The organism is Shewanella sp. SW1, from assembly GCF_025653545.1.
Classification (GTDB): Bacteria; Pseudomonadota; Gammaproteobacteria; order Enterobacterales; family Shewanellaceae; genus Shewanella; species Shewanella oncorhynchi.
Genome location: NZ_JAKKSG010000003.1, coordinates 73,779 through 96,522, shown reverse-complemented (window position 1 = coordinate 96,522; position 22,744 = coordinate 73,779). Strand labels below are relative to the sequence as shown.

General features: G+C 45.1%; 17 protein-coding genes. 8 read left to right on the top strand and 9 right to left on the bottom strand.

Annotated features, from left to right (window positions below; all coding sequences use genetic code 11):
- Positions 1–85 precede the first annotated feature (85 nt).
- Entirely contained in the window at positions 86–2,245 is a 2,160-nt protein-coding gene (pdsS, locus tag L5M71_RS03665; protein WP_263176052.1) for a proteobacterial dedicated sortase system histidine kinase, read from the top strand.
- Between the two features lie 229 nt (positions 2,246–2,474).
- Positions 2,475–3,674 carry a cystathionine beta-lyase gene (locus tag L5M71_RS03660; RefSeq protein WP_105252748.1) on the top strand — a complete coding sequence of 400 codons (1,200 nt, stop codon included), beginning with the start codon at positions 2,475–2,477 and terminating at the stop codon, positions 3,672–3,674.
- A gap of 158 nt (positions 3,675–3,832) precedes the next feature.
- Here the strand turns inward: L5M71_RS03660 and L5M71_RS03655 are convergent, their stop codons facing one another.
- Positions 3,833–4,321 (bottom strand): CreA family protein, encoded by a 489-nt coding sequence (locus L5M71_RS03655; RefSeq protein WP_131525552.1) that lies wholly within the window; start codon positions 4,319–4,321, stop codon positions 3,833–3,835.
- Positions 4,322–4,366: 45 nt separating this feature from the next.
- Complete coding sequence (gene yegD, locus L5M71_RS03650; protein ID WP_263205698.1) at positions 4,367–5,833, bottom strand: molecular chaperone; 1,467 nt, start codon at positions 5,831–5,833, stop codon at positions 4,367–4,369.
- A 375-nt stretch (positions 5,834–6,208) separates the two neighbouring features.
- Here yegD and ppk1 point away from each other — a divergent pair, with 375 nt between their 5' ends.
- From ppk1 to atcC, 6 genes are all read left to right on the top strand, one after another.
- Positions 6,209–8,380: a polyphosphate kinase 1 gene (gene ppk1 / locus L5M71_RS03645; RefSeq protein ID WP_028760273.1), complete on the top strand. Its 2,172-nt coding sequence runs from the start codon at positions 6,209–6,211 to the stop codon at positions 8,378–8,380.
- Positions 8,381–8,422: 42 nt separating this feature from the next.
- The gene (ppx, locus tag L5M71_RS03640; RefSeq protein ID WP_263205475.1) at positions 8,423–9,967 is read left to right on the top strand and encodes an exopolyphosphatase; all 1,545 of its coding nucleotides are present in this window, start codon (positions 8,423–8,425) and stop codon (positions 9,965–9,967) included.
- A 402-nt stretch (positions 9,968–10,369) separates the two neighbouring features.
- Positions 10,370–10,654 (top strand): J domain-containing protein, encoded by a 285-nt coding sequence (locus L5M71_RS03635; protein WP_006081330.1) that lies wholly within the window; start codon positions 10,370–10,372, stop codon positions 10,652–10,654.
- A 22-nt stretch (positions 10,655–10,676) separates the two neighbouring features.
- Entirely contained in the window at positions 10,677–11,207 is a 531-nt protein-coding gene (gene atcA / locus L5M71_RS03630; protein WP_263205477.1) for a cold adaptation protein AtcA, read from the top strand.
- Entirely contained in the window at positions 11,207–11,965 is a 759-nt protein-coding gene (gene atcB / locus L5M71_RS03625; RefSeq protein WP_006086363.1) for a cold adaptation protein AtcB, read from the top strand. The genes atcA and atcB overlap by 1 nt, the downstream gene beginning before the upstream one ends.
- Positions 11,966–11,976: 11 nt before the next feature.
- Entirely contained in the window at positions 11,977–12,873 is an 897-nt protein-coding gene (gene atcC, locus L5M71_RS03620; protein ID WP_006081327.1) for a cold adaptation protein AtcC, read from the top strand.
- A gap of 196 nt (positions 12,874–13,069) precedes the next feature.
- Here the strand turns inward: atcC and L5M71_RS03615 are convergent, their stop codons facing one another.
- The 7 genes from L5M71_RS03615 to L5M71_RS03585 all read right to left on the bottom strand — a co-directional run bounded on the left by L5M71_RS03615 (position 13,070) and on the right by L5M71_RS03585 (position 22,725).
- A complete protein-coding gene (locus L5M71_RS03615) occupies positions 13,070–13,462 on the bottom strand; it encodes a DUF6678 family protein (protein ID WP_028760278.1) in 393 nt (130 codons plus the stop codon).
- A 937-nt stretch (positions 13,463–14,399) separates the two neighbouring features.
- Positions 14,400–14,837 carry a hypothetical protein gene (locus L5M71_RS03610; protein WP_263205481.1) on the bottom strand — a complete coding sequence of 146 codons (438 nt, stop codon included), beginning with the start codon at positions 14,835–14,837 and terminating at the stop codon, positions 14,400–14,402.
- A gap of 14 nt (positions 14,838–14,851) precedes the next feature.
- Entirely contained in the window at positions 14,852–16,159 is a 1,308-nt protein-coding gene (locus L5M71_RS03605) for an ATP-dependent nuclease (protein ID WP_263205483.1), read from the bottom strand.
- A gap of 486 nt (positions 16,160–16,645) precedes the next feature.
- Positions 16,646–17,143, bottom strand: a complete 498-nt coding sequence (locus tag L5M71_RS03600; protein WP_263166492.1) for a hypothetical protein — start codon at positions 17,141–17,143, stop codon at positions 16,646–16,648.
- Between the two features lie 830 nt (positions 17,144–17,973).
- Positions 17,974–20,808: an ExeM/NucH family extracellular endonuclease gene (locus L5M71_RS03595; protein WP_263179627.1), complete on the bottom strand. Its 2,835-nt coding sequence runs from the start codon at positions 20,806–20,808 to the stop codon at positions 17,974–17,976.
- 283 nt (positions 20,809–21,091) lie between these two features.
- On the bottom strand, positions 21,092–21,595 hold the full coding sequence (locus L5M71_RS03590) for a GDYXXLXY domain-containing protein (protein WP_263179628.1): 504 nt from the start codon (positions 21,593–21,595) through the stop codon (positions 21,092–21,094).
- Entirely contained in the window at positions 21,595–22,725 is a 1,131-nt protein-coding gene (locus L5M71_RS03585) for a DUF4401 domain-containing protein (RefSeq protein WP_411568978.1), read from the bottom strand. Before L5M71_RS03585 ends, L5M71_RS03590 begins: the two co-directional genes overlap by 1 nt.
- Positions 22,726–22,744: the final 19 nt, after the last annotated feature.

Genomic DNA, 22,744 nt, shown 5'->3' with positions numbered 1-22,744 from the left:
TTAACCAACCTTTAAGCGCGCGGCGTTGAACCAGATAACCTTGGATGAATGAACTTTTAAACCCATTAATGCTGATCCCTAACTTATGACACGTTTCCCCTTTGGTCTACGCACTAAAGTCATCGGCCTTAGCCTGTTCTTGCTCTGCCTACCTTGGCTGGGGTATCAATATGTGTGGGAAATGGAAAAGTATCTTCGCCACGGCCAAGAACGCACCTTAGAAGGCACCACTCAAGCACTGGCCACCGCGCTGCACGAGCGGCCAAAATTGTTCGATGGGCAAGCGAGTTTTTTAAAGCAAGTGGAAAAAAGCCGCGATCTATACGCCTATCCACTGGCGGGGGCGATTCTACTCGACGGCAAACTCAACGAATGGCAGGAATATCAGCACAGATTTATCCAATACGGTGAGGCGCACCAAATTATGCGTGCCGATCCGAACGCTCCCCTGACCTTAAGCTTTACCCACATGGTCGGACAATACGATGGTTATCTGTATGCTTTTTTTCAAGTCATTGATCCAACAGTGGTACTGCGGGGTAAAAATGCTCTAAGTGTTGATAGAAACGATCATCTCTCGATTGCGACACTCGCGCCCGACAATAAATTCAAACGCTATATCGTTGCCACGACTCAACCCGGCTGGATCAGCGCCTTCGAATTACCCGCTAATCCTAAGCAAACTGTGCCCGTCACACCTGAGGTGCGTATCCAAGGACAATGGGCAACGACAGATGTGGGCTACAATGTCGAGCTGCGTATTCCCTTAGACATGGTCGGCAGCAAACTCGGATTTGCCATTGCCGATGTCAACGACAGCAAATACCGTGATGTCGCTGCAGTTGTCGGCACCTCGGCCTTAGACACGGTCGACAATCTCGGCACTGTGCTGGTACCATCACCGGAAATTGAAAGTATTATCAAAGGCATGAGCCACTATAGCTCACGTATTTGGGTGGTCGATAAACACGGCCGCGTACTGGCAAAATCCGGTGACATTCGCGCTAATGACAGTGTATGGACCCGCACCTTAGAAGATGAAAAGAGCACCGCGCTGTGGGATACCTTCAAGCGTGATTACCTGCATCCGCTGTACTATAAAATTCTCACAAAACCGCCCAAAGACTTTATTGATTCCTTACAAGATTCCACCGAGCTTGACGGCAGTCATATCCAAAAAGCCCTCGCGGGTCAGCAAAGTTCAACTTGGCGGTTAACCCCAGACAACAAAGCTGTGGTACTCGCCGCTGCGAGCCCCATTTGGATTGATAACAATGTGATGGGGGCAGTCGTCGCCGAAGAAACCACCCACGGAATTCGAACCCTACGCAACCGAGCGCTGGAAAAACTCTTTAACGTGATTTTGACCATAATGAGTATGGGCACCTTGGCGCTGTTCTTCTTCGCCTCGAGTATTTCTAACCGCATCCGTAAATTGCGCGATGAAGCCGAAAACGCCATCGATAGCCAAGGCCGTGTGCGTAATCACCTCAAACCGTCGAAGGCTCGGGATGAAATTGGCGATCTGTCCCGTAGCTTCTCTAGCATTGTGGGGCGACTGGGTCAGTACACTCACTATCTAGAAAACATGTCGTCGCGCCTGTCCCATGAGTTACGTACGCCCGTGGCTGTGGTGCGTTCATCCCTTGAGCATTTAAACCTGCAGACCTTAGATAAAGACACGCAAAAATATGTCGACCGCGCCCAAGAAGGTGTCAGCCGCTTAAGCATGATTTTAAACAACATGAGCGAGGCAACACGCCTAGAGCAGAGTTTAACGCAGGCCGATATCACTAAGTTCCCACTCTCCCAAGTGGTCAGCGGTTGTATGCAAGGTTATCAAATGACCTATCCAGAACAAGGCTTTAGTGTGAAAGTGCCCGATCAACCACTGATGATGCAAGGTGTACCAGAATATATCGCCCAGTTAATGGACAAACTTATCGCTAACGCCATTGAGTTTTGCCATAAAGACAGTGCTATCGAAGTCACGCTCACCCAAGTGGGTAAGCAAGCGACTCTGCTTATCAGCAACTTAGGACCTGAACTGCCTATTGATATGTCGGAGCAGATTTTCGATTCCATGGTGTCGGTGCGGATTAATCAAGCCCAAGATAAACCCCACCTAGGCTTAGGTCTGTATATCGCGCGATTGGTCGCCGAGTTCCACCAAGGACAAATCCTTGCCCGTAATCGCAGCGAACATAATGGTGTGGATATCCTTGTCACCTTACCTTTAAATTAAGAACATACGGGCTTTAAGTTAAGCGTGTTACAGCTTTTAAGCCCTGCGTCATAATCTCAACAGCTAAAATACAGGAGGCCAATAACATGAGCCAAACTCATCACGCGCCTCCTGTCATTTATGCGGGCAGATGCTAAGATGACCGCCATAACAATCGATAAGAAACGCCAATTATTCTCCCAAATTGTTCAACCTCTTCGTTCAACCTAAATGCCAAGGTAATGATCCAATGACAGATAAACATCATCAAGCCACCCAAATCGTCAGCTTAGGTCGAGACAAAAAATGGACCAAAGGCGTGATCAATCCGCCCGTCTTTCGCGCTTCGACTATCGTCTTCGAAACCATGGATGAAATGCGCCACGCCGCGAAAAATAAAACCAATGGCGAGATGTTTTATGGCCGCCGTGGCACCCCAACCCATTTTGCCTTTCAGGCCGCGATTGCCGAACTAGAAGGCGGCGTCGGTACGGCGCTGTATCCTTCTGGCGCGGCGGCGATCAGTGCGGCGCTACTGTCATTTTTAAAAACGGGCGATCACCTGTTAATGGTTGATAGCGTGTATGAGCCAACGCGGGATCTGTGCACCCATATTCTCGGCGGTTTTGGTATCGAAACCACTTACTACGATCCGCTGATTGGCGCAGGCATTCGCGACCTTATTCGCCCCAATACTAAGGTACTGTTTTTAGAGTCTCCGGGCTCCATCACCATGGAAGTGCAAGATGTACCGACCTTGTGCCGCATCGCCCACGAACATGGGTTGATCACTATGCTAGACAACACTTGGGCCTCGCCCATCAATAGCAAACCCTTTGAAATGGGTGTAGATATCTCAATTCAAGCGGCGACCAAATATATCGTCGGTCACTCGGATGTGATGATAGGCACGGCCACGGCCAACGAAAAATACTGGCCACAATTACGTGAACACAGTTATTTGATGGGACAAACTACCTCCCCTGATGATGTGTACCTTGCTGCCCGCGGCCTACGTACCTTAGGCGTGCGTATGGCGCAACATGAAAAAAATGCACTGCAAGTAGCCAACTGGTTGAAAACCCGGCCAGAAGTCGATCATCTGCGTCACCCCGCGTTCGAGACATGCCCTGGTCATGAGTTCTTTAAACGCGATTTTAGTGCCTCCAACGGCTTGTTCTCCTTTATCTTAAAACAGGGCGATGCCGATGCCGTCACCGCACTGGTTGAAAATATGAGTCACTTTAAGATGGGCTTTTCTTGGGGCGGCTACGAGAGTTTAATCCTCGGCATTTTCGGCATTGAAAAAATCCGCTCGGCGACGCAATGGGATGCGAGCAAACCTTTGATCCGTTTACATATTGGTTTAGAAGATCCCGCTGATTTAATCGCCGATCTCAGTGCTGGGTTTGAACGTTTTAACGCTGTATTGGCGGCCAAAGCTAAGTAACGATATTTAATGTGCTAAGTGCTAGCAGAATATATAAAAAAGGGGCGGAATAAATATTCTGCCCCTTCTCTTATCGGTACTGATACAAATACGAATTTTTATTGCAATATCATTATGCTTATCGCAAATAAACCGCTAAACCATAAACTCTACAGCGATTAATTCGCTTTCGTTCCAATACTTAATGCAGGATCGACCCAAGCCGCAGAGCCATAAAGCGGCACTGTTGAGAGCGCATGTTTATGGCTGCCATTGGTCTCTTTCGTCGAATAGGACAAATACAACAGAGTCTGATTTTGCGCATCGTAAATTCTACGCACTTTTAATGACTTAAATAAAATACTCAGGGATTCAGTGAAAATCACTTCGCCGTGTTTCCCCATATCTATCTTCGCCAGATCGGCCGCAGTAATTGGCCCAGTTTGACGGCAACTGATCCCCATATCGGACGGATCAGCAAAATCTAAATTGGCTTCGATACGACTGATATGGCAAGTCACCCCAGGTATTTTAGGATCGTTTTTAGCATCAATAATCACATCTTTAGTGGTAAAAAGCCCTAAGCTCACCTTACCCACATCGTCACCACAACCCGCAAGCAATAAACCTACAGAGGCCGCAAACGCACACTTCAACAGAGTTTTCATTCATACATCCTTTTACATTAGTGCTGATATGCTAGCGCTTATATATTAATGCGTAGCGAATAGCTTTTGTGCCCAGCGGGTTAATCCGGCTGTCACAGAGCCAAAGTGATCGCCGACCACGACCGGAATATCGGGATAAATACCAGCGATTTTCGCATAAATCGCAGGGCTTCGTGCCGTACCACCCGTCACGTAAATCACATCGGGTTTACACTCTGCTTCAGCGGATAAATCCTCTGTTGATGAGCGGTTTACCGCGACATTTGTTGCAGCCAAAGTTTTTGCAGCTTGCGTGAGCGCTTGGTGCATCAGGGCTTCCACTTTCGTCAGCGACGGCTCAATGGCATTTTCAAACAAGTCACGACTCACACCCGCGTGCAGCGCCGCTTCGATAAAATCCAGATTAACATCAGTATTATCGGTATCTGACAGCGTAATTTTCGCACGCTCGGCTTGGCGAACCAGTTGATAGCTTAACTGCTGCTGTTGCACCTTTAACAATCGCTTCAGTAACTGTGGCTGCTCGGCTTCTTTAACCAATTCATCAATCAATTTACGGCTACTTAAGGTACTGAATTCTCGCTGGGCGCTAATATCATTCACTGCAACCGCATTCCAAAAGGTTTTACTGGGCATAGGTTTGCCATTGATCATCAAGGAACCTAAACCAAAGTGCGGCATAAAGGCATTCATTGCAAGGGCGATATCGAGATCATTACCGCCGATCCGCTGGCCGCTGTGACCGAGGAAATCTTCACTGCGATCCGCTTTTTGTTTATGGGCGGGTCCCATTTTTACCACAGAGCAGTCCGTTGTACCGCCGCCTACGTCGACGACCAATACCGTTTTGTTGTCGGTCAAGGTCGCTTCATAATCCATCCCCGCCGCTAACGGCTCGAACAGAAAATCAACGTCAATAAAACCCGCACGTTTTGCCGCTAAGGTCAAAATGGCTTCGGCCTGACGGTTACTCTCTTCACCGCCTATGCCTTGAAAGTTCACCGGACGACCAATAATCGCATGGGTGATCATCGCAGTGCTACCCTGTTTCACAAGGTCTTTTTCAACTAACACAGATTCGGCGCGCACTTTAATGTGCTGCATCATCAAGGTAACAATATCTTCAAACAGGGCCACTTGTTCGGGTCTAAGCCCTGTCGCGCCTAAAAAGGATTTTGGCGAACGGACATAGAATCCCTCCTCCGGCATTTCTAAATACGCGCTCACCGCCTGCTCGCCAACAAATACAGCCTGAACATCGGCATCGAGATCTAACTCATGGCGCACCATACGGGCACGACTCAATTGCGCGGCGCGCTTTTTGGCGTAATCGGCTTTTAACTCAATAGGAAGACCACGGTAAACCGCCTCGGCGATCAGTTCCCTGTCCATCGCGTATAAGGTCGAAGGCAAATAAGCTGATTGCTCTGATAACGCCAATAACTGCACACCATCATCCAGCATGATCCCTACGGCGCAGTTAGCACTACCATAATCAAATCCAACAAACATACCTTTTACTCCCGCGATAAAAAAGCCGAGCAAGATAACATAGTTTGCGATAATGCCCAAGGAGTTAACACTGACGGATTTATCCCCAGTAAGCCGCGCTTGCACAGTTTCTCAAGACTTAAATCGCAGTAACGCGAACTGAGTTTGAGCTCAATCCAAGATGATCATCATAAGGTCATATTTCTGTCACACTCGTCATCAAGTTGACATATTTCCCTCGTATCTTTATCCCAGATAAATCCCAGACTGATTTTGGCGTGTACGCAATATTTATCATTGAAACTCCTTCACTTGTCGGCAGTAAATCTGATTGCACAACGGCGGATGAATGCTATTGTATATTGCGCCATGACGCTTGCTTAAAGGAGCTGTGCAGTGTCCCCGAATACCGATAAACTTTCGATTGATAAAGAACTCTCTTGGTTGTCTTTTAATGAGCGGGTATTGCAAGAAGCCTGCGATCACAATGTTCCCTTAGTGGAGCGAGTGCGCTTTTTAGGGATATTTTCCAATAACATGGATGAGTTTTTTAGGGTGCGTGTGGCTGCGGTCAGACGCTCCATTTTGCTGTCATCCCTGCAGGAAGGTCGCAGTAATAGCCGCCATTTAATGGCCAAGATCCAATCGAAAGTGATGGCATTGCAAGAAAGGTTCGATGGCATATACACGGATTTAATGCGCGAACTTGTACGTCGTAATATTTTGTTAATCAATGAGAAACAATTAAGCGAGTTCCACAGCGACTGGCTGAAAAAGCATTTTAGAGATCATTTCAAACGCCATATCGCGCCGCTTATGGTCAATAATAATCGCGATCTGATCAAGCAAATCAATGACGACGCCACCTATTTGTGTGTGTGTTTGTTCACTAAAGCTCGCCGCCAATACGCCTTAGTCGAAGTGCCGACTAAAAATGTACCGCGGTTTATCGAACTCCCAGCCGAAAAGAGTAAAGCGAAAAAATATCTGATTTTATTAGATAATATTATTCGCCACTGCGTCGATGAACTCTTTGGTCCCTTCTTCGAGTACGATGCTATCGAAGTGTATTCGATGAAGTTAACCCGCGATGCCGATTTTGATATTACTGACGAGCTTGAACAAACCCAGCTTGAGAAAATGACCAAGGGATTGAAAAAACGTCTTACCGCCGAGCCTGTACGCTTAGTATATGACAAAGAAATGCCTGAACACATGTTGGTGATGCTCAAAGAAAACCTGAACATCAGCTCGACCGAATGTTTGATCCCAGGCGGGCGTTACCACAGCTTTAAAGACTTTATCGCCTTCCCCAACCCGAGCCGCGACTACCTCGAAAACGAAAAACTACCAGCGCTCAATAGTGCAGGTTTTGGCCGCAGCGCCAACAGTTTCGATGCGATTCGGATGGGCGATATCATGCTCAATTATCCGTACCATAAGTTTTCCCACTTTACCGAAATGGTACGCCAAGCGGCCTACGATCCGGCGGTGCGCTTTATTCGAATTAATTTATATCGAGTGGCGAAAAAATCCCATGTAATGCAATCGCTTATCGATGCAGTGAAGAACGGCAAACAAGTCACCGCCGTCATTGAACTCAGAGCCAGATTCGATGAGCAATCCAACATCGAATGGACCCGCATCTTGGCCGAAGCGGGCGTCAAAGTTCACCACGGTATCACCAGCTTAAAAGTGCATTCCAAGTTGTGCTTGATTGGCCGCGAAGAACAAGGGGAAATCAAACTCTATTGTCACGTCGGCTCAGGCAACTTTAACGAAGGCACGGCGCGGGTCTACACTGACTTGTCGCTGTTCACCGCCAATCAAGAAATTGCCCGAGAAGTGGAGCAAGTATTTGACTTGATTGAACATCCGTATCGCCGCGATAATTTCCAGCATTTAATTGTGTCGCCCTACGATGCCAGACAAAAACTGAGTCACTTAATTGATAATGAAATCGTTAATGCCCAGAGCCATATGAAGGCGGCAATTACCTTAAAACTAAATAACTTACTCGATGAATCCTTAGTACAAAAGCTCTATGAAGCCTCGGCGGCTGGGGTCAAAATCAAGTTACTTATTCGCGGCATGTGTTCGCTTATCCCGCAAATTCCGGGGATCAGCGACAATATCGAAGTCTATAGTATCGTCGACCGATTCCTCGAACACTCACGAGTGATGCTGTTCCACGCGGGTGGTGAGAACAAACTCTTTATCTGCTCCGCCGACTGGATGAGCCGCAACATAGATAATCGCGTTGAAGTGAGTGTGCCGATTTATGATCTGCGCCTAAAACAGATGATAATGGATATTTTATCCTTACAATTCAATGACAACACTAAAGCACGTGTAATCAACAAGGAACAAAGTAATCCTTATCGGAATCGCGGAAACAAACGAAAAGTGCGTTCTCAAATTGCCATTTATCAATATCTGATTAATTATGAGAAGCGCCAACTGCAAGAATTTAATGCCTTACGTATGTCCACCCATGAGGGTGACGCTGAGCGAGAAGTGAAAACTCAGCCTGACATAACACCAGAGTTACGGGCCAAAGCCAGCTAACCGCTGGCTTTATATCGCTTTGATTGCCTAAGGATAATCCGATTGGTAACCACATATTCGCACACACAGTCACACGTTACGCCCAGCAATGTACTCGCAAACTCTAAATCGCGTCACTTTGTCGCCATCGATATGGGGTCGAACAGTTTTCATCTGGTCATCGCCCGCGAGCAAGATGGCAGTTTGCAGATTTTACATAAAGAAAAACAACAGGTTCAGCTCGCCACTGGACTCAATGCGCAAAATATTCTCGACAATGACGCCATAGAACGTGGGCTCAATTGCCTACGGGATTTTAACCAACGATTTTCCAATCTCGACCAAGCGCAAGTGCGATTAGTCGCCACCCACACTCTGAGAATTGCCAAAAACCGCGATCAGTTTATCGAGGCTGCACTCGCCATCATGCCCTATCCGGTGGAGGTCATTTCGGGCCATGAAGAAGCGCGTTTGATTTATAACGGTATTGCCCAAAGCCAAGTGCTAGGGAAAAGTAATTTAGTCATCGATATCGGTGGCGGTTCTACCGAAGTGGTGATCGGCCAGAAAAATACCCCAACTCAGTTATCTAGCCTGCGCTGCGGTTGTGTGAGTTTCAATGAGCGTTTCTTTATTGATGGGCTCATCACCCCAGCCTCATTTCGCGATGCCCAAAGTGCGGCTGATAAGCAGTTCGCGTCGCTCTCAAAGGAATATTTCACGGGCGGCTGGGAACTCACCTTGGGTAGTTCAGGTACAGTGAAAGCCATCTGCGAAGCAATTCAAGAAGAGCACGGCGATGAAACCATCACGCTGCCACGACTCAAACAGCTCAAAATCAAGTTGATCAAATGTGGCCATATTAGCCAAATCCAATTTGCCAACGTCGATGATAAACGCATTCCCTTAGTGCCCGCCGGACTTGCCATTTTGATCAGCTTTTTTAGGCGCTTACCGATTCAAAAACTTGAGTTTAGCCCAGGCGCACTGCGTGAAGGCGTACTCTACGAACTGGCAAAGATTGGCCAGTATCAGGATATTCGCCACCGCACCGTCGACAGTATTGCCCAGCTTTATCATATCGATATGGCCCACGCGGCTAAGGTACGCGACACTGCTATGGCCTTGTTTGAACAGGTCGCCGACGAATGGCAATTAAGGCCCCATGCGCGCTTGCTCGCCTATAGCGCGACTTTACATGAAATCGGATTACACATTAATTCAAAATCCCTGCACAAACACGGCGGTTACATTATCAGTAACAGTGACTTACCTGGGTTTAGCGAAGCCTTGCAGCTGGATTTAGCACGACTTATCACCAACCACAGAAAAAAGCCTAACGAATTAATGCTCGCTGAACTCGATCCCAACCATAAGCTCACGCTCAATCGCCTACTCAGCCTGCTTAGGCTCGCTGTCTTGCTCAATCTTGGCCGTATCGCTAAGACGCTGACCTTAGATCATATTAAAGTGATCCCCGATGGACTCATGCTAGTACTACCAAGCCATAAGCGGAAAATCAGCTTGTTTATGAAAGATTTACAGCGAGAACAAAAACAAATGCTCACCCTTGGAATGAACCTGCGTTTAGTGTCTAGTCTGACTTAGCGGTTACGGCGTTAGCTCAGCCTAACGTGGCCGAGGCGAGTGTGGGTTAGCTCTGTGTGAGTGAGTTTAGCGAGGATTCGGCACTGTTCGGCGCTAAAATATTGCCCTTAATCGAGGGCCATTATCTCGCCTAAAACAAGGTTAAGTTAGCTGTCAATCTGGCGAGGTAACCGGATTTCAACAGCATAGCGGTAGACTTAATCCATGCGCCACAACAGATTAAAGTTTAAAGGATTTTTAACCCTTCACTAAAGCACAAATTCCTGCTCGCGCGTTTGCCGCTGAGTGGGGATTTCTGCTATCATCCACGGCTGACTAATCATAATTCCACGAATTTAAAGATAATCAGAGTCAAACCCTTTTTATCTCGCGATATCAGCCCCATCGCCTGCAGGTACAAGTATGATTAACCACTTTAGTGTGCTTGGTATAAAACCCAGTGCCAAAGAAGACGACATTAAAAAAGCCTATCGACGGCTGTCAAACAAATATCATCCCGACAAGTTGTTAGGCGCCTCGGAAGAGGAAAAGCAGCAAGCCGCCGTACAACTTGAACGCGTTAAAAATGCTTATGATGTGTTGTCCGATCCTAAGCGACGTAATGCGTTTATCAAAGATTTCAATAACGTCATAGTGACCGATCCCGCTAGCGCCATGCGCGAACTGTGGGATCAATTTTATCCTTGAGCGTTTTCTAGAGTAGTGTCAAATGGTCAAAAAACTGAATATCTCACGCATTAATGAGCTAAAAAATAATGCCTACGACAATATCGAGTCCTACGACGATCCCGATACACCTAAAGCGCTAGAGCAATTTACTAGCCAAATCAAAAAGGTGTTAGAAGCCGATCCTAAGATGCTCGATACTGTGCCTGAGTACCTGCCTGTCGCGCTTTACGGTCGAATTAAGTTTCCCGCCGAAGCCAAACTCAAGTGGGCACATTGGATAAACACGGCTACTCAACCCGAGTGGGATGAGTTTAAAGTCACGATTGGCTTTAACAATGCTGATTTACCTTTAGTGTTAGCCGTGCGTGGTTACTCGGAAACCTTACTGATTGAAAGCTGCGCCGTGCTGTATTTACTTGAAACTCAAGGTAAAGCAACGCCAGCAGCAAAACATCACGACGATGAAGATGATGACAACGATTATGTTGGTACCTCAGATAACGACGACGATGATGATGAAGGCGAAGAGGAAGATGGCTACTACGATCACTACGATGATGAGGACCGCTAATGAACACTAGTCTCATTGAGATTACCGTCGCTGAAATTAAAGAGTTGGCGGACGTAGAGCCAAAACAAGCGAGCAAACGCTTTGAAATCATTGCAAATACTATGAGCGACGAGCAATTAGTCGAAGTTATCGAACACATGGATATCGTCACGCTGACCCAAATCAACAGTCACCATGATATCTCTTGTCCTTCGATCATGTCTGAACTCATGACCCCAGAACAAATTCGCGACATCGTCTGTCAGCAACCTTTGTACTGGGAAGAAAAAATCAAAAACAATGCCGAAGAACTTATTCAGCATACCTTTGATTTTTTGACCTATTTAATTCGCATCCAAGATAGCGAAGAAAAACAAACTGCGATTTTAGAATGTATCGCCGAAGATCCTGCGGGCCTCTTCTACCTGTCGATCCCTTTCATCGAAATGATGTTAGGCGAAAAACATGAAGATGAAGACGGCTACACCGATCTCTACGATGACGAAGAAGACACTGAGACCATCGGCTACGACAGCCGCGTCGCCAGTGAAGATGCACACAGCCTCAGCATAGACGACCCACGCAGCCTAATGGCCTTGATCCACGAGCTCGCGCCCGATGTTGAAAAAGCCATTAAGAGTCTGCTGCGTAACGAAAGCTCAGGTTGGGAAATGATCATCAGCAAGTTTGTCAACGAGCTGGTTATTCAAGCCAAAGAGAAAAACCAAGTGACGGATGAATACGCTGAAGTCGATGATATGTTTAGCTTTTTGGATTAAGGAATTATTTGATGCAACTGGTACTGCGTGATGTAGATCAAGGACCCTACCTAAGCAAGGTATTGATCCAAGGCCAAGCAGACGAAACGCTGAGCGGTGAACAGCTGTCACAAATCAAATCCAAAGCCATTTTGATGAGCCTCAAACTGGCCGATAAGTTTTACAACAAGTACAAAATGCACCTGCTTGAACAAGCGGCACACGATGTCATTGGTGTGGTCAGCCTTGGTTTGATGGAGTTATCAAACCAGAATCCGCAGCAGGCAATACGCCTGTTGATCACCGCCGATGGCGTAGTCAAATGCTTTCAAAAAGGCTGGAGCATGCTCAGCACTGTCAGCAAGCACAAACTCGTCAACGGCAAGTCACTGTACGGCGATGTCGACAAGTTCTTGCTTGAACAAGTGTCTAGCCCGCCAGATGCGGAAGAATGGTTAGGCTATGAAGCCTATCAAGATGCCCTGCTTGAACACCAACGCCAACAGTCAATTGCGGCCTTATTGGCACAGTTTTACGCGCAATCGAGCTATGATCCGCTAGATTTTCTCAATTTAGAGAGTGTATTAGCCGAAGCAGTACTGTATCGATTGTTGTTTGATGGCGCCAAAGTCAGACAGGATTTGAAAAAGCGTATCGGCAAAATCACCTTAAAAGAGGAATGGTTTACCCGTGAGCATATCGAATTGGAAACCCAGAAAGCGTTAGCAGAATTACCCGCAGAACTCGCTGAAACAATCAGTAAAGATCTCGGTAAAAACTTTGTCCCCGCCCTACTGCGTACCCTGCACTTTGCGAAAAGCTACCGCGAACTCTTACTCAGCGACGCTTCACCTGAACGCTTAGAAAGATTCGAACATAAAGAAGGTCTCGTCGGCCTTCTCGGCTGGCCACTCTATATAGTACTTTGACCGCTACTTTGATCGGTAATATGATCAATAGGTTAACGAGTGCTTGACTCGCTTAAAATGAGTGCTTTATTGAAAAATAAAGCACTTTTTTACTGTCTTTTGTCTCTATGCCCAATCTCAATAATCAGTATTGAGGTCTCAGTTTTGAGTGGTTTTAGCTTGAAAATAAGTGACTTACAGAGATATAACTCTTCAGTTAGATAAATTCTGGAGATTCATCCCTCCTCAGATAACCCCAAATCCGAAACATGCCATTTTCTATCGAATAAGGAATTGAATATTGGGCTAATTGTGCGCTTACAACATCAGAAAAGTCCGTCACTCGATCCGCCACTAATCGGCCTAGCCATTCTCTTTTGAATGGATCAACTTCTAACCACTCAATGGTTTCTGCTATTTCAAGTAACTCATGCCACCACACAGCAGTAAAACCTGCATTTGGATTTTCATCATAAATCAATTTGTATCGCACATAGGGAATAAAGTCTTCAGATCCATTTAATGCCTTTTCAAGCTCGCACCACTTTGTTTTATTCATTACAGACGAAAGCTGATGCTCGTTTACATACTTCAAAACTTCAGAATTCATTTTTTAGTGTCTCAAGCGACTAAGTGAAAAACTAAATGATATAGCTTTAATAGATATATATTGCCAATAAAAACTAATTAAAATGACAGATAAAATGATGGGCAATAAATTAGGCCATCCATTTTAAACCGTGGAGCGCTTATTGGTTTGACCTACTCATATAAGCTTGCCATCGTATTTGCTCGTCGACAGGGTGAATAGAAGCCTAGGGATTCTAAGTTTATGAACGAGAGCCATGGAGGGCGAACTGGCAGTTAAGCATGGATGTTGTTCCAGTCCATCCTAGAATGCCCTTCCGTAGGGCGGATAGTCGTCACGCGAGTCACCATGGCACGCCTTTTGCGCACTAGCATAACTTGTATATTTAAAGCGATACGCCGCACGCTTTTGGACAGAAATATGTTGGAAAGTAGTGTTTGGGGAGCAGTAATTTCAGTTGTTAGAAGTTTAGCGTTTACGGGTATCCACTCGCACAGGCTTGCCATGGCATTCGCTCGTCGACTCGCTGCAAGTCCGTCCTTGGATGCTCGACCGCCCCGTCCATGGGGCGGACGGTCGTCTCGCCAATCACCATGGCACACCTTTCGAGCATTCGCGTAATCTGTAGGTTTTAAAGGCATAGGTAGTACACTTTGGGACAGAAATGATTTAGAGCTTAAGCATTAAAGCTCATGCTTCACATTATAATTATTAATGCAAAGCTTCAAGTAAGAGTTAAGAAAGCGGGTTTATGTTCACTGAGAGATGGATGGATTGCAGTTCACTCTCGAAACAAGAAGCTAACCAGAAAGCCTAGGTTAGACGTTCTAAATGAACCGCCCTCGACTTTGGCATCCAGCTTCGCCCTACTTCCTAAATCCATTTAGTCGTGTGCAGAGCCGAATACAGGGTGGTTTGGGGGCTGGAGGTTAGATACCTCCGGCTACCCGATTAAGTGTCAATTACGTAGCCATTCAACAAGATCTATTATACTTTGGTGATCATTGCATGCTTGGGCTAACCCATGAATTGATACATTATTTTTAAATTGCGCCCAAGCGCTTTCATCTTTACTTGTTGTTCCAATATGAGCCTCAATAGCACCTTTTTTCCAAACCCAAATGCTTTGTGCTTTCATTTTATTATGTAAAGAATTTATTAATGGAATTGCGGCTTGCTGACTAGCTAAAGCTTCAAAAGCTTTCGCCGCACTTATTGCATTGGTGTTTTTAGGTAAACCATTCCCATTTAACATCACACCATGGGATTGAACTAAATTAGGAAGCATAGCCTTCAACGCAACTAAATCTTGATCAGTAGATAAAATAAAGTTATCCCTTACTGCACCCGTAAAACAATAATCTAGATCACATATTGCTTTTGAGGGTAAATCCATTGCACCAAGTATTTCTAATGATTTTTTGTATCGTTAACACCACTTTGCGCGACAAGAGCATGTTTTTCCTGTCCCATAGTTAAATTAGCAACTGATTTGAATAAAAAAGGAAGTAAACGTAACTCCGTTTTCCCCTCAGTTAAGATGACATTTTCAGCAAATAAAACTTGATTAGAGTGTGATAAATTAAACAACTGCTCCATCTGATGCATAGAATTAGGCACAACTCTTTGAATAGCATCTGTCAATCTAAGTCTTGAATGAGTGCCATGAGAATCATTTTTTCTAATTAATAATGTTTTTTCAGCTAATTCTGGAGTAATCATTTGAGCTGAGTGAGTAGTAATTAGTACTTGATATCCATTTTCTGATAATGCTACTAAAGCCTCTCTGATTTGCTCAATAGCAAAAGGATGTAAATATAATTCAGGCTCATCGATTAACAATAATGTAGTTGAGCTTGAATTGTTGTTAACTCTTTTAATTTCCGCTAAATATTGAACTAAAGCCATCTGGATAGAACGTTGAGCACCATGACCATACGAAGAAAAGTCTCTACCATTTCCAGTTCCTTCAAAAACTTTTATTGTACCTGCTTTGATCAAATCATCTATTGAAGGCGTGTCAAAGTGAAGTTTTACACTCATGCCTGGAAACAAGTCATTTACTTTAGAGTTAACGTTTTGATCGATTGTTGAAAGTTCCCCAAATCGCATATCTCCGTCAGATGAAATTCGTCTTCCTACCTCATTGAGGTGAAGGTTTAACTCTGTTTCATGCGCCGCTTTTACTGGAGTCAGAAATTCTGCGAGTAACTTCCCAATTGTTGTGGAGGTTTTGGCTTTTGAAGCATCTTCAGCTGCATTTTCCATAGCACCAATTCTGATAGGCTCAGGAAGTAGTACACTAATAGCATTATCAAGACCTGTTGGGTTTACAGCCCACTCAGCTTCTACTTCATCCCATACTGAAATTTTAATATCTGCTGTTTTTTCACTAGGAATTGCTTGAAATCGTCGTATTTTTAACGTTTCATTTTGAATATATTTTCCGATAGAGCTTTTTTGCCTTGGTGGCATTGAATCGAGAAGAGCTTGAGTAACACCTTCTATAGTTGCGATTACTTCAATTGGCTGAGTAGCATCGAAAAAGTCTTTTTCTGGTAAACTAGATTTTTTAAGTAACCATTGAATAGCAGACAAGCAATTCGATTTACCTGCATTATTATAACCAACTAAAGGAGTAAAACTTGACAGTTTAAACTCTGCATCAATGACAGATTTGAAGTTTTTTATTACTACATTCGATATTTTGTGGGACATAATTCCTCCATGATGTGCCAGCCTATCCTTTGACACTTAGCGTATGTATAGTGCGCATGCACAGTTAACTATCAGTGTGCAAAGAACTTATCAGCTTTTTATCAAATACACCATCCGGAAAAACGCGCATGCGCATTTTCTAAATCTATTATCTAACCGACATAAAACTTAAGAATTTAATTTTTAATAGTTTTATCTTTACAGTATTGGGATAACGCGCATGTAATTTAAGTAAAAGCACTCAATACTAGGCATTTATGAACACAACTGTATAGCATTTCAATTTTGATCAGTCATGATGAAGAGCTAAAAGTCGGGTTAAAAAGCAGAACTAATAGATAAGGATTTGTAGGGCAAGTAGTTCGTCAATTTTCGATTCACTAAACGAGTGCTAGCAAACTTTGGGGCAAAAGGATAAATGACGGTGGAACAACTTGTTCAATATTTGGGATAAGGTCGCCGCTTCGCGCAGCCTAACCTTATTTGTTAGACTTTGAAAACATTTGGATAATTAAGAACCTCATAAGTATTCTTACATGCATTGATAATTTTGGTTTTTCTTTGCTCTTTTGACCATCCATTAATGTATTCACAGTACCATTCGTCCTCGAGAACTGTAAAATCGCCAAATGAACTAGGATAGTCAAGTTTTACGTTTGCATTATATATCATTGAAACACCAACTTCTGGGGTTAAAGATCCGTCAACCACCTCTTTCATTAAAACTTTGGCATAACCTTCAATTGCTTCTTCATCGTTTGGTCGTTCAATATCTAGTTCTGATAAAACTCTATTGAAGTAATCATCGGCTTCGAATTCATTTATAGGCTTTATGAGTGTAGCTAAAATAGCAATATATGGCGTATCTACACCTTGTTCAAGCAAGCTCATAGCCCATGCACACTTATACTCACTGCCACCGCAGACCATAGCGATTTGCCCCATAGCTTTGTATGTTTCAATTTTCTGCGATTCAGAGAACATTTCTTCAATAGTTCCTAACGCTTTTCTTAATTTGCACCAAAAACTGATTCACGATTTGCATCGAAAAATGATCCACCGAAGTAAGTTTGTAAATGGAGGCGAACAGTTCCTGATGACTACATTGTCTCATTACTAAAATTTGGTCAATCTAAAAGCACCAAGTCGTACATATTAAGTCATTGCTTAATTGGAATGGGGCAATAGCTTTTTAGCTAAACAAACAGCAGAAGTGTCAGTTAAGTTGGCATTGTTGTACCAGTGACCGTTGGCGGCATGGATGCTGCCGTCGAGCCTATAGGGATATATTTACGGCGAGTCACTGGGGAAGCAATGACAATTCATGCTGCACAACTGACAACAAAGTTATCTTGCTTTAGGGCAATATCTTTTAGCTAAACGAGCAGCTAGAGGGTTAGTTAAGATTGGTATTGTTGCACCAGTGACCTTCTAAAACAGGATGTTTTAGCTGAGCCCTCAGGGAGGCTTATTTTGAAAGAAATAGACGAGTCACAGGGGAAACAATGACAATGAATACAGCACAACTGACGACAAAGTTATCTTGCTTTGTGCATTAGCTTTTTAGCTAAACAAACAGCGAAAGGGTTAGTTAAAATTGTCATTGTTGCACCTGTAACCTTCTAAAACAGGGATATTTTATTAGAGCCCTCAGGGAGGCTTCTTGTTAAATAAAGAGGTGACGAGTCACTGGGGAAACAATGACAATTGATGCGTCACAACTGACAACAACTTTATTTTGCTTTTGGGCAAAAAGAAAAGCCCGCGGCTGCGAGCTTGGCGTCACTTAAAATCAACGGAATAAAAGGACTGGCTTAACGGTAAGTCAGCGTTGTGGTATCCGTTAACTTGTCGTTATCTTTAACGGTCAGTTCAACTGTGTGTTGTCCACGGCGGGCAAGGCGCAATACCACTTGACCGTTAGCGCGGGTGCCATTGTCGAACGTCCATTTATGTTGCTTGATTACGCCATCGGTATCATAGCTAGTCGAGATAAACATATCGACTAACCATAAATTAATACGCTGAATTTGCGCAACGGGTGGTTGTTTCACGTTATCAGCAACCACTGTCACCATTTGCGACGTGCTATGGGTTAGGCCGTCGTTATCAGTCACAGTTAGCGTGACCAGATACTCGCCGCTTTGGCTATAACTGTGAGTCACTACCTCACCCATTGCGACGGTATTATCACCAAAGCTCCACTCTGCTGACACGATTTGTCCGTCGCTGTCGGTTGAAGTGGATGTCAGCTGCACCGCAGCACCATTCACCACTTGGGTGAAACTGGCCACTGGCGCGACTTTTTCCGCGTCGAGCAAGAGTGAAATCACCACAGGATCGTGATCCGATGAGCGATACGCATCAGTGGCAAATAAGTCTTGGATTTGAGTAGGCGTCTTAAACTCTTCGTTGTAATCCAATACGCGCGGTTCGTCGGTATTGATATGCCACTGCGTCACATCCACCACTTTATCCACCAGGGCAGCGTTTGCTAAAGCATGGTCCAACTGACCCGATTCAGCCGAGAACACATAGGAATAAGGATTTGGCTTTTCAAGTTTGGCAAACAGCTCACTAAAGCCTGCATTACCTAAAGCAGTTAATGGATCTTCCTTCGCATAGGCGTTCAAATCACCAATCAGCAGTACGCCTTGATCTGGATATTGCTCGCTGATCCATTGACCTGCAGCCGTCGCCGCACGGGTACGAGTGATATTACAGTTGCCTTGACCGTCGTTAAGATCAGGTTCGCCTGCACATTCACTGCCTTTAGATTTAAAGTGATTAACCGCAACAACCACGCCTTCTTCACTGCCGTTCACGCTAAAGGCTTGCGTCAGCATTGGACGGTTTTTGCTATCGTCAAACAGGGGCTGTTGATCGCTATCTAATGGCGAATTCGCACTAGATAGAATACGTGCAGCGCCCTGCGGCGTGACTTTATCGCTGCGATAAATCAAGCCAACTGTGATGGCATCGGTGCCAATCACATTCATGCCTGTTGGCGCGATATAAACGTACCGCGCTTCACCCACTGCGGCATTCAAACCTGCGACTAAATCGGCAATGGCTGAATTAGCGCCAAAGCCATCATTTTCAATTTCCATCAAACCGAATACGTCGGCACTAATGCCCACCATGGCGCTGACAATCTTCGCTTTTTGACGCTCAAATTCGCTCAACGTATTGGCACCACGGGCGGTTGGGAAACCTGCACCTTGGCCATCACCATTGAAGTAGTTAAGCACGTTAAAGCTAGCGACTTTTAGATTACCGCCATCATTCAATGTGGGCGCAACAGGGCGTGGGTTTTCCGCCACAAAGTTCACCGTTTCGATTGGCATAATGCGATACAGATTAAAGCCATAGTGCATTACACCCGTAAGCGATGTGGCTTTATCGCCTACACGCACTGTGTTTGATGCGCTCAAACCAGGAGCGGGGAATTGCACAGGATCAGGATTCTGCGCCGTTAAACCGTCATCCAATAAAATACTGTCACGTTGGTTGGCTGCACTCACCGCCAGCGCATCCGCGCCCGGTGCAGCCACCTGCGTACCAATAAAGTGGCGCTGACTGCCTAATGAAATCTCGCCATAACGACCGAGGTTATAGACTTCATTCACCACTAAATCTTGGCTAAAACGAACACGCATGCCCTCAAAGGGCTCAAAATCATCACTGCTGTTAACTGGTAAGGCCACTAGCGCGGCCGTTGGTAACGTTTGTCCTGTAGCACACAACTTGTGTTCTGATAAAGTCGTTAGTTCAGTTAAGCCTTGATATTCAGTGACTTTGGCTTTTAAACGAATACGATCGCCTGCCACATAAGCTGTGGGCGCAGTGCCGGTATACACAAACACCCCTTCCGAGGTTTGGGGATCACTATCGGCTTCATTATCAGCCATTTGCACGAAAATGCCCTTAAGACCAGCTTCTTGATTACTGACGACAACCGCCTCAACCACTAAAGTTTGACCATTGAGAGGGCTGGCAGCGCCCGCGCCTTGAAGCGCATGAATTGCTGTGGCTTCTTCGCCGCACACTAAAGAGCTTGGTGGAGGGTCGACGGGATCGGTTGGCGTACCCGCACTGAACTTACCAAGATCAGAAACATCATCCTTAGCAAAACCTAGCCAAGTGCTAAAGCTTACTGCATCAGTACTGATAGGATCGGCAATCAGCAGATCAGGATTACGGCGCAGGGTATTATCTTGAGTGGAGAGATCACCACTGCCCCACTCGGCACCGGGATCGACACCGACTTGACCTAAACTATCAATGACTTGATTTTGATAGGTCAGTTCAATCGCATCGTCGCCGTTAAAGAAGCTGGCGTTACTCTGTTGATTTGTGACCGCAAGGATATCGGCAGAAGAGTCATTATCGGCAACCACATAAGTCGCCCCCGCCGCTAATGATCCAGTGAGCGCAATGGTCGTGCCGACGTTTGTGCTGCCATTAAAATAGAAGCGCAATTGGTATTGGCTTAAATCAATAGCGCCCGCGGTTGGGTTATACAGTTCGATAGCTTTATTATTGCTGCTGCCTTCGACGTATTCAGAAATGATCAAATTATCCGCGCCATGGGCAAGCCCACAAACGCTGCTGATGGCTAACGCCAGCACAGTTTTAGTGTTAAACATTGAGACCCCTAAATGTATTGTTTTAATATTTGGTATTTAATTGATGCGCTTAGATGCTTCAAGGTGATATCACCTCGAAGACTGACGATACTATAGGCGGTCAAGGTTACAAATTGGTTGCATCAAAGTTGCAACTTAAGGTGGATATTATTCGCGCGATTTAGCGATCAGAACTAGGAAGAAAGCAGTACGGAAGATGCAGGCCGCACTACACAGTGCGGCTAGAGATAAATCGAGGTTAATCAAGTAAGCAGAACCAATGGATGACAATCCTGACACAGGGTTATAAGGGCTGAAGCTTTTCATCGAGTAAACTGACGAGCAGTAACTCACCTTGCAAATTCACTCTAAACTCACCGTATTTAGCTGCACTAAAATGATCGGCTTGTCCTTCTTCAAAGAAAAAGCTGTTCGATGCGAGCTTAATTTGATTACCACGGACACGAAACTGCACTCGTAGTTGATCTTTACCGAGTGCTTGGTCGGTATAAAAGTCCACAAAACGCGCCACTTTTTGCCCATCGACAGCCAGCAATAACTGGCCCTGCATTTGTTGCGGCGCTAAGGCACTACGCACATCGCGCGCAATGGCATATTCAAGCGCCATGTAATCACCCTGCATTAATGAGCGCGGATCGACCGGTGCTAATGCAAAACGCACCACTTGGCCGTGATTAAGCAGTTGTTCGAATTTGAAAATTCGCCAATTCACGCCAGCGAGAATCGTCACTGTTGTGAATAATACGAGCCCAAGCGCCCATTTATGTGAAGCCGACAGTTTTCCCATCACATAGTCTCCTTGGCATTTTCATTAGCAGGAAATAACCGCCACATCACTAACCTTGCCACTAACAGCAAGGCGCCTAAGCCCATCAAATAACCAGATTTAAGTAACAGAGTCGTCTCTAGGGAATAATAATACCCGCTGACAAATAACAGCGCCGACACCATTCCCATACCTTTCAACCAAGACTCGTTGCAATAATGACCAAGCAAGATCAATAGAATAGCCGTTGATAAACCCTGCATAGGTAAGGATAAACCGCTAACGATGACTAAACCGATAACACACCCCAGCGCCGCTGGTGAGCTTAGTGATTGCTGGCGCTCGCGCAAGATTGTCACCAATAAAAATCCGCAAATAGCGAAAATAATCAACAGATGAGTCAGTGTCAGCCACAGGCTTTGCTGCCAAGGGCTAAATAAGGCTTCAAAAATACTGTCCATACTAAAAGCGTGCATCAACTGCAACGAAAGCAAGGCGAGTGCGAAGCCATAGATGAGCATCCGAGCCCTGCGATAATGACGCCCGAACTGATTGATATTTAATAACACTAGACTAATGACTACGGCAAAAAGGCTCGGGCTAAAATTGAGCAGTTCAAATTTTGCCATCAGGCCAATCACGCACCAACTTAAGCAAAAAGCGAATACAAACTGGGCTAGCCCATGGGCAATCAAGCCCCACAATAACAATGTAATACCCGCCATACAGAGATACCATGTGAGGCTAAAATCATTGTTAATTAAATCAAATAATCCCCATGCCACACTGATCAAACCACTCAAACAGGCGGCAAAAGCAAATTGTTCAATAAAAATCTGTTGCCGCGGTAAAAAATACAGCCCAATCCCCAAGGCTAAATAGGTTAAGCCGATAAATAAAATGACATCTTCTTCAACATGCTCAAAAATGGCACCAAACGCTGCCATCATAAAGCTCAATAAAAACAACGCAGCTATCCAAGCAGCAAACGCCTGCATAGTGGCAATATACCAAGGGATATCATGGTCTTCTGACATTTGAGCTGCACTAACATTGCCTTCGGCATACAAAGCTTGCCAGAGTTTGATTAGACTTAATTCACTCGAAGCGTCGATTGAATTAAGTCTATCAGTGCAGGGTCGAGTGATCATTTCGCTATCCTGTAAACCA